Annotated in this window: 13 protein-coding genes, 2 pseudogenes and 1 CRISPR repeat array; of the genes and pseudogenes, 13 read left to right on the forward strand and 2 right to left on the reverse strand. The window is 36.9% G+C overall.

Translation table 11 applies throughout. From position 1 onward, the window contains the following. Positions 1–37 precede the first annotated feature (37 nt). A CRISPR array of direct repeats spans positions 38–1,739; the repeat unit is 30 nt; unit sequence GTTTTTAGCCTACCTGTAAGGAATTGAAAC. A gap of 47 nt (positions 1,740–1,786) precedes the next feature. The 3 genes from M663_RS0113445 (at position 1,787) to cas1b (ending at position 3,580) form a co-directional block, all read left to right on the forward strand. Further along, positions 1,787–2,014, forward strand: coding sequence for a Type 1 glutamine amidotransferase-like domain-containing protein (locus M663_RS0113445; protein ID WP_029689299.1), 228 nt, complete (start codon positions 1,787–1,789; stop codon positions 2,012–2,014). Positions 2,015–2,093: 79 nt separating this feature from the next. Beyond that, a complete protein-coding gene (gene cas4 / locus M663_RS0113450; RefSeq protein WP_003867574.1) occupies positions 2,094–2,591 on the forward strand; it encodes a CRISPR-associated protein Cas4 in 498 nt (165 codons plus the stop codon). Beyond that, entirely contained in the window at positions 2,588–3,580 is a 993-nt protein-coding gene (cas1b, locus tag M663_RS0113455) for a type I-B CRISPR-associated endonuclease Cas1b (protein ID WP_029689300.1), read from the forward strand. Before cas4 ends, cas1b begins: the two co-directional genes overlap by 4 nt. 285 nt (positions 3,581–3,865) lie before the next feature. On the opposite strand, the gene M663_RS0113460 is transcribed toward cas1b, so the two are convergent. Beyond that, entirely contained in the window at positions 3,866–4,561 is a 696-nt protein-coding gene (locus M663_RS0113460; protein ID WP_029689301.1) for a hypothetical protein, read from the reverse strand. A 736-nt stretch (positions 4,562–5,297) separates the two neighbouring features. Between M663_RS0113460 and M663_RS0113465 the strand changes: the two genes are divergently transcribed. The 6 genes and pseudogenes from M663_RS0113465 to M663_RS0113485 all read left to right on the forward strand — a co-directional run bounded on the left by M663_RS0113465 (position 5,298) and on the right by M663_RS0113485 (position 10,856). Then, positions 5,298–6,875, forward strand: coding sequence for a sodium-dependent transporter (locus M663_RS0113465; protein WP_029689302.1), 1,578 nt, complete (start codon positions 5,298–5,300; stop codon positions 6,873–6,875). 14 nt (positions 6,876–6,889) lie between these two features. Next, on the forward strand, positions 6,890–6,991 hold the full coding sequence (locus M663_RS15745; protein ID WP_273702751.1) for a MetS family NSS transporter small subunit: 102 nt from the start codon (positions 6,890–6,892) through the stop codon (positions 6,989–6,991). Between the two features lie 257 nt (positions 6,992–7,248). Then, positions 7,249–7,487 (forward strand): annotated as a pseudogene (locus tag M663_RS15750) (IS1380 family transposase); the annotation flags it as partial. A gap of 20 nt (positions 7,488–7,507) precedes the next feature. Next, the gene (cas2, locus tag M663_RS0113475; protein ID WP_003871087.1) at positions 7,508–7,771 is read left to right on the forward strand and encodes a CRISPR-associated endonuclease Cas2; all 264 of its coding nucleotides are present in this window, start codon (positions 7,508–7,510) and stop codon (positions 7,769–7,771) included. Between the two features lie 120 nt (positions 7,772–7,891). Continuing rightward, entirely contained in the window at positions 7,892–9,817 is a 1,926-nt protein-coding gene (locus tag M663_RS0113480; RefSeq protein WP_029689303.1) for an NAD(P)/FAD-dependent oxidoreductase, read from the forward strand. Between the two features lie 259 nt (positions 9,818–10,076). Further along, positions 10,077–10,856: an MBL fold metallo-hydrolase gene (locus M663_RS0113485; protein ID WP_029689304.1), complete on the forward strand. Its 780-nt coding sequence runs from the start codon at positions 10,077–10,079 to the stop codon at positions 10,854–10,856. A 55-nt stretch (positions 10,857–10,911) separates the two neighbouring features. Here the strand turns inward: M663_RS0113485 and M663_RS15755 are convergent. Beyond that, positions 10,912–11,208: pseudogene (locus tag M663_RS15755) on the reverse strand (amino acid permease C-terminal domain-containing protein); the annotation flags it as partial. Positions 11,209–11,464: 256 nt separating this feature from the next. On the opposite strand from M663_RS15755, the gene M663_RS0113495 reads away from it, so the two are divergent. From M663_RS0113495 to thrB, 4 genes are read left to right on the forward strand one after another with little or no spacing between them, the layout of a single operon-like run. Then, complete coding sequence (locus M663_RS0113495) at positions 11,465–11,905, forward strand: ACT domain-containing protein (RefSeq protein WP_003871326.1); 441 nt, start codon at positions 11,465–11,467, stop codon at positions 11,903–11,905. Between the two features lie 12 nt (positions 11,906–11,917). Further along, entirely contained in the window at positions 11,918–13,174 is a 1,257-nt protein-coding gene (locus M663_RS0113500) for a homoserine dehydrogenase (protein WP_029689306.1), read from the forward strand. Between the two features lie 3 nt (positions 13,175–13,177). Further along, positions 13,178–14,233 (forward strand): threonine synthase, encoded by a 1,056-nt coding sequence (gene thrC / locus M663_RS0113505; RefSeq protein ID WP_029689307.1) that lies wholly within the window; start codon positions 13,178–13,180, stop codon positions 14,231–14,233. Further along, positions 14,223–15,149: a homoserine kinase gene (gene thrB / locus M663_RS0113510; protein WP_019908136.1), complete on the forward strand. Its 927-nt coding sequence runs from the start codon at positions 14,223–14,225 to the stop codon at positions 15,147–15,149. Before thrC ends, thrB begins: the two co-directional genes overlap by 11 nt. Positions 15,150–15,288 lie beyond the last annotated feature (139 nt).

Raw genomic sequence — 15,288 nt, forward strand, 5'->3', positions numbered from 1 at the left:
ATGTTTCATTACCATCCATTTCTTCAACTTCATATTGGTTTTTAGCCTACCTATAAGGAATTGAAACCATTGCTTTGAAAAGCAATTGTTTTACCTAAAATTCGTTTTTAGCCTACCTATAAGGAATTGAAACCGGACCCAGAAGACTGTTCCAGGGAGGACAGGCTCTTTGGTTTTTAGCCTACCTATAAGGAATTGAAACTTGAATGGGCCAGGAGCGGACCGAAGGACATCGGAGTTTTTAGCCTACCTATAAGGAATTGAAACGGTCCGCGTATGAACGCGGCGAAATTGACGAGGAAAGGTTTTTAGCCTACCTATAAGGAATTGAAACCAAGCCGGTGTTCCAGGAAGGATTCGTCCACCCAGGGTTTTTAGCCTACCTATAAGGAATTGAAACATTCACAGTAGAATTGTACTGCTGCATTTATTTTTCGTTTTTAGCCTACCTATAAGGAATTGAAACCGGACCCAGAAGACTGTTCCAGGGAGGACAGGCTCTTTGGTTTTTAGCCTACCTGTAAGGAATTGAAACAGTGTTTTTTGACGAATTTTTTAATTTTTTTATAAAGTTTTTAGCCTACCTGTAAGGAATTGAAACAGGAGGTTGATGATATTTGATAGATTTTGATAGCTTACAGTTTTTAGCCTACCTGTAAGGAATTGAAACATTGTAAAATGTGAGTGAGGATTTTTTTCTTTTAAGCGTTTTTAGCCTACCTGTAAGGAATTGAAACCTTCTTCTTCTAAAAAATCAATGTCTAAAACTTGACGTTTTTAGCCTACCTGTAAGGAATTGAAACGAAAACAAAATTCTAATTAGACAAAATAAATATTTCGTTTTTAGCCTACCTGTAAGGAATTGAAACCCATTTACAGCTCCATAACCCACATTTTGAGCTCCGGTTTTTAGCCTACCTGTAAGGAATTGAAACCCTTCTTTCTCTTTGTCTCCAAAACGTATTTCATGTTTGTTTTTAGCCTACCTGTAAGGAATTGAAACTATGTGTGGTGGCTATAATTCTGGTAGCGGTGCTGTGTTTTTAGCCTACCTGTAAGGAATTGAAACTATACTCAAGTTCAGAAACAATTCCACGACTTTATTTGTTTTTAGCCTACCTGTAAGGAATTGAAACTATATGATGAAGCAGGTCAAACAAAAACGATACAGTGGTTTTTAGCCTACCTGTAAGGAATTGAAACCGATTTGAATGATTTTGTGATATATGTGAATGGGACGGTTTTTAGCCTACCTGTAAGGAATTGAAACGCAGCACTGGCTATCTTGGGTAATGCAGGTATTAAAGGTTTTTAGCCTACCTGTAAGGAATTGAAACTAATCGAGTTTACGCCGTTCGAAGCAAACAACAACGGTTTTTAGCCTACCTGTAAGGAATTGAAACTTTTTTATGCTCTTAGAAAGAAGAGGATACAACAGGGTTTTTAGCCTACCTGTAAGGAATTGAAACTTTTGCAGTTTGCAGCTGTCGCAGCAGCAATAGGGCCTGTTTTTAGCCTACCTGTAAGGAATTGAAACCACTGCTTGGGGCCATAGTGGCGCTATTTGTGGGGCGGGTTTTTAGCCTACCTGTAAGGAATTGAAACATAAATGAAATCATTATAGCTCCAGATGGCTTAACTAAGTTTTTAGCCTACCTGTAAGGAATTGAAACTCATCGGTTTTTACATGCAGTATTAGAGACTGCGTAGTTTTTAGCCTACCTGTAAGGAATTGAAACTATCCATAGGTCCTGTGATCTAATTCATTTATAAACGGGGTGAGGATATGAAAAAGGTAGTTGCCATAGGGGGAGGAGAGATTTCAAAATTTGAAACTTTTAAGATAGATGAAGAAATAGTCAAACTAACTGACAAGGCTAAGCCAAAAGCCCTTTTTGTACCAACGGCAAGTGGCGAACCTGAAGCGTATTGTGATAATTTTGACTTTGTCTATGGTAAAATGCTTGGATGTGAGACAGATAAAGATAATGAAGTTAGAGTCATTAATAGCTGATAAGTTTATGTATTCCGGTTTTGATGAGGATTGAAAATAGTTTAATTAAAAAATATAAAAAACTTTTATAGGTGATACTATGGAATTTGAGGTTACAGGGGCATTGATGCAAAGCTATACCATTTGTAAAAGGCAAGTTTGGCTTATGGCACATCAGATAGTGCCTGACCAAGAACATCCTTATATTGAAATAGGTAGGCTTATTGATGAAAATTCTTATCAAAGGGATAGAAAAAAGATTCATTTTGAAAATGTGGTATTAGACCTTGTGAGAATGGAAAAAGATAATATTTTAATTGGCGAGGTAAAGAAAAGTTCAAAAGCGGAAGATAGTGCTAAAATGCAACTTTTATTTTATCTCTACAAGTTAAAGCAAAGCGGAATAACTGCAAAAGGGCAACTTTTTTTTCCAGAAGAAAGGAAGCGGGAAGTAGTAGAACTTACACCAGAATTTGAAAGAGAAGTTATAAAGGCAATTGAAGAAATTAAAGATATAGTATATAAAGAAAAGCCACCTGCTTTTATAAAAATTCCATATTGTAAAAATTGTGGGTATAAGGAGTTTTGTATGTCATGAAAAAAACGATTTATATTTTTTCAGATGGAGAATTAAAAAGAAAAGATAATACTCTATTTTTTGAAGGAGAAAATGGAAGAAAATTTATACCAGTAGAAAATACTTCTGAAATAATGGTTTTTGGAGAAGTAAGCCTTAACAAAAGACTTCTTGAGTTTTTAACACAATCAGAGATTATACTCCATTTTTTCAATCATTATGGATATTATGTAGGGTCTTATTATCCAAGAGAACATTTAAACTCAGGCTATATGATATTAAGACAAGCTGAGCACTATAATGATGGAAGCAAAAGGCTTTATCTTGCTCAAAAATTTGTCGAAGGAGCTTATAAAAATATAAGGCAAGTTTTGAAATATTATTCAAATAGAGGTAAAGATTTGGAAAATGTCATTTATTCCATAGAAAAATTAGGGGAGAGCGTTGATTCAACTTCTACAATAAATGAATTAATGGCAATAGAAGGTAATATTAGGGAATATTATTATAAGGCTTTTGATGAGATAATTCAAAACCCAGATTTTAAGTTTGACTTTAGAAGCAAAAGACCACCTCAAAATTTTTTGAATACATTGATAAGCTTTGGAAATTCTTTGATGTATACGACAACTTTAAGTGAAATATACAAAACCCACTTAGACCCGAGAATAGGTTTTTTGCATGCGACCAATTTTAGACGTTTTTCTTTAAATCTTGATGTTTCAGAGATTTTTAAGCCTATCATTGTAGATAGGACTATATTTACCTTGCTTAGCAAAAAAATGGTTACTAAAGAAGACTTTGAAGAAGATGCAGAAGGATTATTACTTAAAGAAAAAGGGAAAAAAGTATTTGTGCAGGAATTTGAAGATAAGCTTGCTACAACTATTAAACACAGGAATCTTTCTAACAATGTTTCTTATAGAAGACTTATAAGGTTAGAGCTGTATAAATTGGAAAAACACTTGATTGAAGAAGAACAGTACAAGCCTTTTATTGCACAATGGTGATGTCATTTTAACGTGGATTCGGTAAATGAATTATCAAAATGCCTAAATAGTGCTAATTGACAGCCAATTAAGTGAAAAAATTTTTTACAAAAATGTATATAGAGATTCCACTTTTTTTGATAAAATTTAAGTGTCAATGAAATATATCCAAAGATTATCAAATGGGATAGAGCCCGCAAGATTATAATTGTACTTAAAGAACTATCACAGCTTAAAACAGGATAGATTGCATGGACATAGACGAAGCGATAGCACGGGTCTTTGCATTTTTGGGAAGCCTTCCGCCTATATGAGCATATCTCTGGCTCTGGTGAGTTGGTAGGCCATATAACCTGTCGAAAAGAGAAGCAGGAGAGAGAGTAACGGTGGAACCGTTATAAAAAGGTGCGCGACCTCAGGAGATTTTCCTGTAGCCTTTATTGTTTCCAACAGCACCGTCTGGTAATCGACCAGGACCCTGTATCCAAAGCGAAGCCACATGGTCGACACTGCAAAAGACACAGGCACTATTAGCATCGCCAGGCTGTAGCCTACAGCTCGCCTTTTTTTGAGGGCATTGAGGCCAAGGAGTATGGGCGCCACAAAGACTAGCGAAAAAGCTGCCCCAAGAAATTGAGGGGAAAGGGCTATGAACAAAGCTGATGTGAAGGTGAAAAACCGAATCCCGATATTCAAAGGAGTCAGGGCGTTCATGAAATCGAAGTAGGCGGCGTTGGCGTATCGCAGGTAGGAATAGACATGATCCTTTATTTCGCTTTTTTTGAAGTTCAGCTTTTTTTTCAGTTCTCCGCCCTTTTTTACAAGAGCCTCGTAGACTCTTTTCTGTTCGTCGCTTTTTATCTCGCTCGGATCGAAATTCCGGTAGCGTTCTTTGGCCTTTTCAACTTCCTTTTTTATTTTAGCAAGGTGGTATGCAGGGATGTCGGCGAAATTTGTCCACTTTTCGATAGAAATGAGCGTTTCAAATACTTCGTTTGCCAAAGTATTACCTCCAAATCTTCCAAATTTTTTTACTGCAATTTATTATATCATATAAAGATTTTGTTGGAAAGTATTTTGATGATTTCCTTTCTAAATGGTGAAGCAGAATGCATGATAAATTTTATGAAAACATCATTGGAAGACTTAAATTCCAAATAAAAAACCATAGCGAGAGATATAAATTTTTATAACCAAGATTTCAGAAAATTTGCAAATAGATATATTAACAAATATTTAACAATTATTGAAAAAGGTAAAATTATATTATATAATATTACCATAATTTTTACACAACTTTAATATAAAAAATAAATTTACCTAATTACAAAATGGACGTGCAATTGAATAGTGGGGATAGAAATGATTTTTTTGAATGATAATTGGAGAAAGCATAAATTCAAGACTAAATTTCCTATGGTGACCAAAATGAGAGTAAGGAATGCTCATAGAAAGAAAGTAAAATAATTTTAGACAAATTGACTAATGATTCAAAGAGAGATTAATAAACTTAGGTTTATCTTTTTAAAAAGGATTGAAGATGATCATAAATGTCGGAAAGAGATAATTGTTTAACTTTGTTTTCAGAGGATTTCCTCCGTTTTTTGTATTTATTGTATTTATGAATTTAATAAAAGAGGGGGAATTCCTTTGAAAATATATAGCAGAATCCCTTAATCTGTGAGGGTTTTGGGGTTCTGCAAAAACCTAAAAAAATAAATTATAAAGGAGGGCATTTATGACGGAAAATAGGGAAAACTGGGGGACTAAGGTGGGACTTATTCTTGCTATGGCTGGTAACGCTATAGGTCTCGGCAACTTCTGGAGATTCCCTTACCAGGTTGCCAAAAACGGTGGCGGCGCATTTATGTTACCCTATTTTGCTGCACTGCTGATTATTGGCATACCACTCATGTATGTCGAGTGGATGCAGGGCCGCTATGGTGGTAAATACGGGCATGGAACTACTGGCGCTATGATATACCTGGAGTCCAGAGGAAAGCTAGGACATTCCTCTGCAGCAATAATAGGTGCTATAGCTGGTATGCTGACGTTTTCGGTGACGGTCCTTGTAAACGCGTACTATACCCAGATCATCGGTTGGACCCTTGGTTACAGCTACATGTCCCTAACCGGTGGCTACATGAATGCAGCCAAGTCGACTGGCGAGATTTTCGTAAGTTATATCCAGAATCCCGCCATGTCCATAACTTTCTGGGTCATATCGCTGGGTTTACTAGCGTTCGCCCTCAGCCGTGGGATACAGAAAGGTATTGAGGCGTGGGCTAAAGTTATGATGCCGGTGCTCTATGTGTTCGGCTTCATCCTGATTATAAGGGCGCTGACCCTCGGTTCGCCTGTAAACCCCGACTGGTCACCGATTAAAGGCCTTGACTACCTCTGGAGTCCGAAATGGAGCGAACTTAAGTGGGAATCAGCACTGGCTGCTGCGGGGCAGATATTTTTCACGCTGTCTGTCGGAATGGGCATTGTCTCTAATTACGCCTCTTATCTCAAGCCTGATGACGACATTGTTCTTTCTGCTACCAGCATGATCTTTCTAAACGAATTTGCCGAAGTCATTTTGGGCGGTACCATCGCTATCCCAATAGCCTTTACATTCCTCGGCCCTGAAGGCATAAATAGTGGTGTCGGGCTTTCGTTCATAGCCCTTCCCAACGTGTTCCGTATGATGCCAGCAGGTCAGATTTTTGGTGGGTTGTGGTTCCTGGTGCTTTTCTTCGCGGGCTTCACCTCGGCTATAGCGATGTACAATTATCTGATAGCCATACTTGAAGAGGACCTCAATGTGCCGAGAAAAGTCGGGGCTCTGGTGATATTCGGACTATATATACTGGTGGGGCTACCGTCGGCCTTAGAGCCTATCGTAACCAAAACTGCTGAACTGGCCTTCCTCACTGAGCTCGACAACTGGGTAGGCAGCTACTTCCTGGTAGTCGTGGGCTTAATCGAAGCTCTGGTGGCAGGCTGGTTGTTCGGTGAAAAAAACGCTCTTGAAGAAATAAACAGAGGTAGCTACTGGAAGGTGTCTTCTGGTTTATTTAACCTGATGATCAAGTTTCTCACGCCGCTTTCGATCGCGATACTGCTTATCTTCTCTACAAAGAGCTATATACAAAACGGTTACTTGAAGTGGGTGCCAAGCTTTGTAGAAGGAATGCCGGAGCTCCTTCCTTGGGTGCAGGGTGCGCGCATGCTGATGTTAGTAATACTTGTCATGGGTTTCGCTGAAGCCTACTATGCTATTCAGAAGAAATACGGCAGCGCTCAGACACAAAAAGGCGCGAAAATTTAAAAGGAGGCGTAAGCATGTCTGGAATTGCGCTATTTTTCATGATTATGAGCTGGGCTATAATACTGGGAGGAGTTTACATTACCCTGAGCAACCTTCTAAAACACCAGGCAAAATAAGAAAAGCTGCGGGTTTACCGCAGCCTCAGATTGTGGGTAAAGTCTAAGGGACCATTTATAATAAGGGGGTCCCTCAATTTTTATAGCATAGCAAATTAAACAAAAGAAAAGGTTGCAAAAATGTTAACTAAAAAAAGACAATAGCAGAACACAAGTTGATATAATATAGGTAGTAGTCTGCTTGGGAACAGCACGTACAAATTAACATAAAAGCCATAAAAACTATAGAGTCGTGATAAAAAATGTCAATTTAGGTTAATATACTGTACTTTGAATCTAAATGTTATGAATATGTAATAAAAACTAAAAACAAAGCAGGGATAAGGCGTTTTATAGATTACTTTATGTCTGGACGCGAACAGATGAAACCTTTAGTGTCAATGAAATATATCCAAAGATTCCTAAATTGGAGAGAACCTGCAGGATTATAATTGTAGTCAAAAACCTCTCACAGTCTAAAACAAGACAGATTTGCATGGACATATACGAATTCAAGTTAAATTTAAGGTGATTGAAATGTTTTTAATCCTTGTCTACGATGTGAATGAAAAAAGGGTCAATAAAGTTTTAAAGACTTGCAGAAAATACCTTCATTGGGTCCAAAATTCTGTTTTAGAAGGCGAAATATCAGAAGCCAATCTTAAAAAACTAAAAATAGAGCTTTCAAGAATAATAGACAAAGATGAGGATTCAGTTATTTTTTATATTTTACGGACTACCAAATATTCTGAAAGAGAAATCCTTGGGCTTAGAAAAGGTGGAGAAGACATAATTATATAAAATTTACATTTCAGAGCAAACAAAGACAAAAATTTAACAAAGCAGGAATTGACTATTTTATGTCGAATTTAATAATTATGAACATTATTTTAAAATACACTGCACTAAAGGAGTGATATAATGGAGCTTACAAAGCCAATAAAAATAGGTAATTTAAATTTAAAAAATCGGGTAGTAATGGCGCCTGTTAAAACTGGTTATGCTACATCAGAGGGACAGGTTACAGAGGACCTAATTCAATATTATGTCAATAGAGCAAAAGGGGGAGTAGGTTTAATTGTTTTAGAATCAGCATATGTAGACCTTTCAGGGAAAGAAATTCCGCGTCAATTAGGTATTTATGATGATTCAATGGTAGAGGGGCTTCGCCACCTTATTACCCCCATACAGGAGGATGGTAGCAAAGTCGCAGTCTACATCAACCATGCGGGGCGGATAGCAAATCCAATGGTAACTAAATTACCCCTTATCGCACCTTCTCCAATAGCTTGTCCAACTATTGGAGTTGAACCACAAGGAATACCTCATGAGGACATAAAGAAATGGCAAAATACTTACGTAAAAGCTGCTGTCAGAGCTTATGAAGCTGGTGCAGATGCATTGGAAATTCAATTTGGACATGGTTATCTCATTCACCAGTTTTTTTCACCTCATACTAACAAAAGAGAGGATGAATATGGTGGCAGTTTTGAGAATAGAATTCGCTTTGGGATGGAAATATTAGATGAAATAAAGAAAGAGATAGGTGCTGATTTTCCAATTATTGTACGCATTAGTGCTGATGAATTTGTGCCAGGAGGTTGGACATTAGAGGATGCGATCCGTTTGGCTAAAGCATTAGAAGATAAAGGTGTTGCTGCTATTGATGTTTCTTTAGGAAGTAGCTGTGAGTCTGGTGCTATTACATTGCAAACTTTGGGAACGCAAAAAGGATTGGCATGGGAATTTGCTTCAAAAATAAAAGAACAGGTCAATATTCCTGTTATCGCTGTCGGGCGAATCAATACGCCAGAATTGGCAGAAGAAATATTGGTATCAGGCAAAGCTGATTTAGTTGCTCTTGGACGGCCTTTGGTGGCTGATCCGCTATTTGTAGAAAAGGCTATATCAGGACGCAGCAAGGAAATACGCCGTTGTGCTGCTTGTCACCAAGGCTGTTTAGATGAATTAAGAGCAGGACGCCGTTTTGGTTGTAATTTCAACCCATCAGTTGGCAATGAGGAGGAAATCGAAATACAAAAAGCACCTCAACCTGGGAAGAAAGTATTTATCATTGGTGCTGGACTTGCAGGCTTGGAAGCAGCTTATACTGCTGCTGTAAGAGGACATAAAGTATACATTTATGAAGAAAAAGGAGAGATAGGAGGTCAAGTTTTGCCCGGTTCTGTTCCTCCTCACAAAGAAGAATTGAAAGGTATCGTGGAATACTATAAAGAGGTACTTCCAAAGGTTGGTGTCACTTTAAATCTTAAGCATAAAGTTACAGCAGAAGAAATAGCAAAATGGGAGGCTGACGAAGTCGTCTTTGCGACAGGAGGACAGCCAATTGTACCACCTATTCCCGGACTTAAAGAATATGGCTTTTTGACAGCTGTGGAAGTATTAAGAGGAGAAAAACAAGCAGGCAATAAAGTTGCTATAATTGGTGGCGGCTTAATAGGCATGGAAACTGCTGATTATCTCTCAGAACAAGGCAAAGAAGTTATAGTTATTGAGCTTTTGGAGGAAGTAGCAAGAGACATGGGAATTTTTGAGAAGAATCTCATTATGAAGCGCTTAAAAGAACGTGGGGTTGAAATTTATGTAAAAACTCGTCTAAAAGAAGTAGGAAAGGCGCTTTTGGTGGAGACACCTGAAGGGGAAAAAGAGCTGCCACTTCCCGATACTATAGTTTTAGCTGTGGGTTTAAAACCAGATCCTTCTCTTTACGAAGAGGTCAGTAAGGTTTTACCACAAGAAAAGCTTCATGTTATAGGAGATGCTAAAGAAGTAAGAAAGATTGTCCACGCTATTTCTGAGGGACGTAATTTAGGTTTTTCCCTATAAGAGGGGTTATTCCCCTCTTATATTTTTAAATTATCAACTTATCCACAAATGTATGTGAATATGTTGATAATTTGATGTTAAAAGTCTTTCGGTTAAAATATGAGAAGTTTTTGAGCTATGAAAAATTTGCACACAGATTGGATGTGAATAATTTCTTTTCCTTTAAAAAGAAAATTTCTTCACTTGCCTTAGGAAAATTGTTATAATTAATTGTGAAAGCAAAAGAAAGGGGGATACCCGCAATGCGGGTATATTGGCTATGAAGTTTTGTTCCTTGAGGTCAGGAAGTAGTGGAAACGCTATTTACATAAATCATAAAGATGTACATATTCTAATTGATGCAGGTTTAAGTGGCAGAACAATTGAAAAAGCATTATTCAATATAGGGGTAACCCCTAAAAGCCTATCTGCCATTCTCATAACTCATGAGCACAAAGACCACATCATAGGGGCAGGTGTACTTTCAAGGAGATACAATATACCTATATATGCCAATAAAGCTACGTGGGATGCGATGGAGAAAGACATAAAAGAAATTTCCGAAAAAAACAAACTCTATTTTACCACAGGTGAAGAATTTGAAATTGGGGATGTAAAAATAATGCCCTTCAAAAAACCCCATGATGCCGTAGAGCCAGTAGGTTTTTCCTTTAAATGCGGAGACAAAAAAATTTCCATTGCTACTGATTTAGGGTACATGACAAGAGGTGTTGCAAATCACCTTATAGGTTCTGATGTAGTACTTTTAGAAGCAAACCATGATATAGAAATGCTTATCAATGGTTCATATCCTTGGCCTCTTAAAAAAAGGATTTTATCTAATTTAGGTCATCTTTCTAATGATGCAGCTGCAGATGCTCTCATGAAACTGTTTAAAATGAAAGCGATAGGAATAGCTTTTTTAGGCCATTTAAGCCAAAATAATAACAGACCAGAACTTGCTTTTGCTACTGTAACGAATATGCTTAAAAAATCAGGAGTTAAATTTGAAGTGCGTATGGCGCTGAGAAATATTGAAAGTGATGTGGTGGAAATATAAAAAATATAAAAATGCGGCAAAGCATGAAACTTTGCCGCATTTTTTGATATTGTTGTTACCTTTCTGACGTTTTGGCCAGTATACTGTGGTGTCTTCCATAACCGAAATAAATGAAAAGTCCTATTATAAGCCATACAATGAGCCTCACCCATGTCTCCCACGGGAGAGATACCATAAGTGAAAGTACAAAAGCTATTGCCAAAAGGGGTGTCCATGGTACACCTGGGGCTTTAAATTTTCTTGGTAAATCTGGTTGTTTATATCTCAATACTATTACACCGATAGAAGTGAGTATAAAAGCTAACATAGTTCCTATATTTACAAGTTCTGCGATTATGTTAATTGTTAAAAATACATACTATTGAATAAATATACTAATTAGTAATGGTAAAGTGAAATATATTGGACAAAATATATTTTAAAAATAATGCTTTTAGTGAGTATTTATGATTAAAATTATTTGCATGGGTTAGATGAATAGATAGACAATAGGTTAATTTTTTGTTTAGTAAACGTAAACTGCTATTGATTTTTATAATTTAATGTGATAAAATGTATTCCATATATGGAATGATGTTTATTCAACAAAAACAGTGGAGGTGAAATTCATGGGAGAAGATGGGAAACTCTATATAATAAGAGAAGAAATCCTTTCAGACTCTCTTAAAAAGACTTTAAAAGTGAAAGAATTATTAGAATCGGGCAAAGTGAAAACCATCAATGAAGCAGTAAAACAAGTAGGCATATCTCGCAGTGCTTTTTACAAGTATAGAGATTATGTTTTCCCTTTTTCTAAATTTAGCAAAGGGAAAATCATAACTTTATCTATGGTATTAGAGCATATGCCAGGAGTGCTTTCTTCTATTCTTGACGTTGTGGCAGATGCGAGGTGCAATGTTGTTACTATAAATCAAAGTATACCTTCGATGGGGGTTGCCAGCGTAACTATTTCTATTGATACCCAGTACATGGAAATGAGTTTGGAAAATTTCCTTGAGAAATTATCCAGTCAAAACGGAGTTAGGAAAATAGAAATTTTAGGAGAATGAGAGGGATTGAGAATGAAGATAGGACTAATGGGCCTTGGCACAGTTGGAACAGGTGTAGTTCATTTAATCAACCAAAACGGTAAAAACATTGAAAAAAAGATAGGTGAAAAGATTGAGATAAAGAAGATACTTGTGAAAGACCCCAATAAAAAGAGGACACCTCTTGCAGAGGGAAAAATAACTTTTGATGCAAATGATATTTTAGAAGATGAAGAAATAGATGTAGTGGTAGAAGTGATGGGGAAAGAACATCCCGCTCTGGATTATATTATAAAAGCTCTCAAAAGTGGTAAGCACGTCGTCACTGCCAACAAAGAAGTCATAGCAGTTCACGGTAAAGAGCTAATAAAACTTGCGACAGAAAATAAAGTTAGTCTTCTCTATGAGGCATCAGTTGGTGGTGGCATTCCCATCATCAGGCCATTAAAACAATGTCTTGCAGCAAATAAAATATACGAAATCAAAGGAATATTAAACGGAACTACAAATTATATATTGACAGAAATGAAAGAAAAAGGTTTAGACTTTGAAGAAGTTTTAAAGGAAGCTCAGCAGAAAGGTTACGCAGAGATAGACCCGACAGATGATGTGGAAGGTTTTGATGCGGCAAGAAAACTTGCCATACTATGCACTTTAGCTTTTAACAAATTCATTTTGCCTGAAAAAATTTACACAAAAGGTATAAAGTCTATTTCTAAATTTGACATAAAATATGCAGAAGAATTGGGGTACAATGTAAAACTTATAGCTTATGCAAAAATTGATGAAAGAGACAATTTAGAAGCATGGGTACATCCTGTCATGATAAAAAAAGACAATCCTTTAAGCGGCGTAAATGGAGTCTTCAACGCTATTTTAGTTGATGGAAATGCAGTAGGGGAAGTTATGTTTTATGGGCAAGGTGCGGGTATGATGCCTACTGCCAGTGCAGTTGTTGCGGACATAATGGATGTAAAAAACCATATTGTTATTCAAAATGGGTGCGAAGATGCAAACCTTCTTCCTATTGTGGATACTGTATCCAAATATTATATAAGGCTCATAGCCTTTGATAAACCTGGCGTAATGAGCAAAATTACTGGTATATTAGGAGATAAAGGAATAAGTCTTTTGTCGGTAGTACAAAAAGGGGTTTTGGGGGATACTGCGGAGATTGTGTTGATCACTCATATTGCGAATACAGGTAAAGTATTTGAAGCCCTGGAGAAAATACAAAATCTGAGGGAAGTAGAAAGTATAGAAAGTGTCATAAGAGTAGAGGGGGAATAGTCAATGGGGTGGGAAGGCCTAATAAAAGCTTATAGAGAGTTTATGCCTAAAATAAAAGAGGAAAACATAGTTACATTAAAAGAAGGCAATACACCTATTTATGAGGCTACCAATCTCCAAAAACTTTTTCCAGGCATAAAAATATATCTGAAATACGAAGGGTTAAACCCAACAGGCTCTTTTAAAGACAGGGGTATGACTGTAGCAGTGTCGCAGGCAAAAGAAGAGGGTTCTAATGCAGTTGTGTGCGCTTCAACAGGGAATACTTCCGCTTCTGCAGCTGCCTATGCAGCAAAGGCAGGGCTCAAGAGCATTGTACTTATACCTGGCGGCAAAATTGCTTTAGGAAAGCTTGCTCAAGCGATTGCTTATGGTGCTAAGGTTATTGCTATAGATGGAAACTTTGATGATGCTTTGAGGTTAGTTAGAGAGATTTCAAAAAAATTTCCCATAACGCTGGTGAATTCTATAAATCCTTATAGGTTAGAAGGACAAAAGACAGCTTCTTTTGAAATATGTGACGAACTTAAAGATGCTCCTTCCTATGTTGCGCTTCCTGTGGGGAATGCAGGGAATATAACAGCTTATTGGATGGGCTTTAAAGAATATTATAATGCGGGGAAAATAAATAAACTTCCTAAAATGTTAGGTTTTCAGGCAGCTGGGGCTGCACCTATAGTTGAAAACAGAGTAATTGAAAACCCTGAGACTATTGCAACAGCGATAAGAATAGGTAACCCTGCCAGCTGGGAAAAGGCTGTCGCTGCGAGAGATGAGTCGGGGGGACTCATTGACAAAGTTACAGATGAAGAAATACTGGAGGCTTATGCGCTTTTAGCTAAGAAGGAAGGTATTTTTGCAGAGCCTGCTTCAGCAGCTTCTATTGCAGGGGTTATTAAGAAATACAAGGAAGGATTTTTTAAAGAAGGAGAATCTGTTGTTTGTGTTTTAACGGGAAATGGATTAAAGGATCCAGATACTGCTGTTAAATTAGGTGGAGAGATAAAAACAATAGAGGCGAATCTAAAAGCATTGGAGGAAGTTTTATATGGAGAGTGACATGGTAAAAGTGAGAATTCCCGCTTCTTCAGCAAATTTGGGACCGGGCTTTGACTGCATAGGAGTGGCACTAAATTTGTATACAGAAATTTCTATGGGATTTATAGAAGAAGGGCTCTTGATAGAGGTTTCAGGAGATGACTATAAAGAAATAGAAACAACTGAGGATAATCTCGTCTATAAAGCGGCTAAAAGAGTTTTTGAAAAAACTGAGACACAATATGAGGGATTAAAAATAGAGATAAGAAATGGTATTCCCATAGGCAGTGGTCTTGGAAGTAGTGCGGCGGCGATAATTGGTGGGATGTTAGCAGCAAATGAACTTGCAGGAGGTATTTTAACACATGAGGAAATTTTAGACCTTGCGGCTTCTATGGAAGGACACGCTGATAATGTAGGCCCTGCTCTAAATGGTGGATTAAATATAACTGTTTTTGACGGGGTAAGTACTTATTATGTAAAAAAAGAATTAGAAAATGATTTAAAATTTATCACTTTTACTCCAAAAAAAGTTTTAAAGACGGAAATAGCAAGGAGTATATTGCCCAAAAAAGTAGATTTTAAAGATGCTGTATTCAATACAGGTAGGTCTTCTCTTTTGACAGCTGCTTTGTTTAGTGGAAGGTACGACTTGTTAAAGATTGCCTCTCAAGATATGCTCCATCAAAAATACCGCTCTAAACTTATACCTGAAATGTATGCCTGTTTTGAAAAAGCTTTAGAAGCAGGCGCTTATTCTGTTTTTTTAAGTGGAGCAGGCCCCACAATTATGGCTATTTGCTCGGAAGATAAGGTAGATACAGTAGTAGAAGGAGTAGGAAGTGTGTATACTAGCATGGAGATAGATTATAGAGTATATAAACTCCATTGTGAAAATAACGGTGCTCAAGTTTCAAAGGTTTCTCTATCAGTATAGGGAAACCTTTGAAACTTTATTATGTGATAAATTTTTATGATTAACCAATGTGATATAGTAACAAAAAAATATTAAAATGCTTTAAACATATTAAAGTTTTTAATAAAATATATTTACTTTGCTTCGTGAGTTATGCTAT

Origin of the sequence: Thermoanaerobacter sp. A7A (genome assembly GCF_000445185.1) — a bacterium.
In the GTDB taxonomy this organism is placed as follows: Bacteria; Bacillota; Thermoanaerobacteria; order Thermoanaerobacterales; family Thermoanaerobacteraceae; genus Thermoanaerobacter.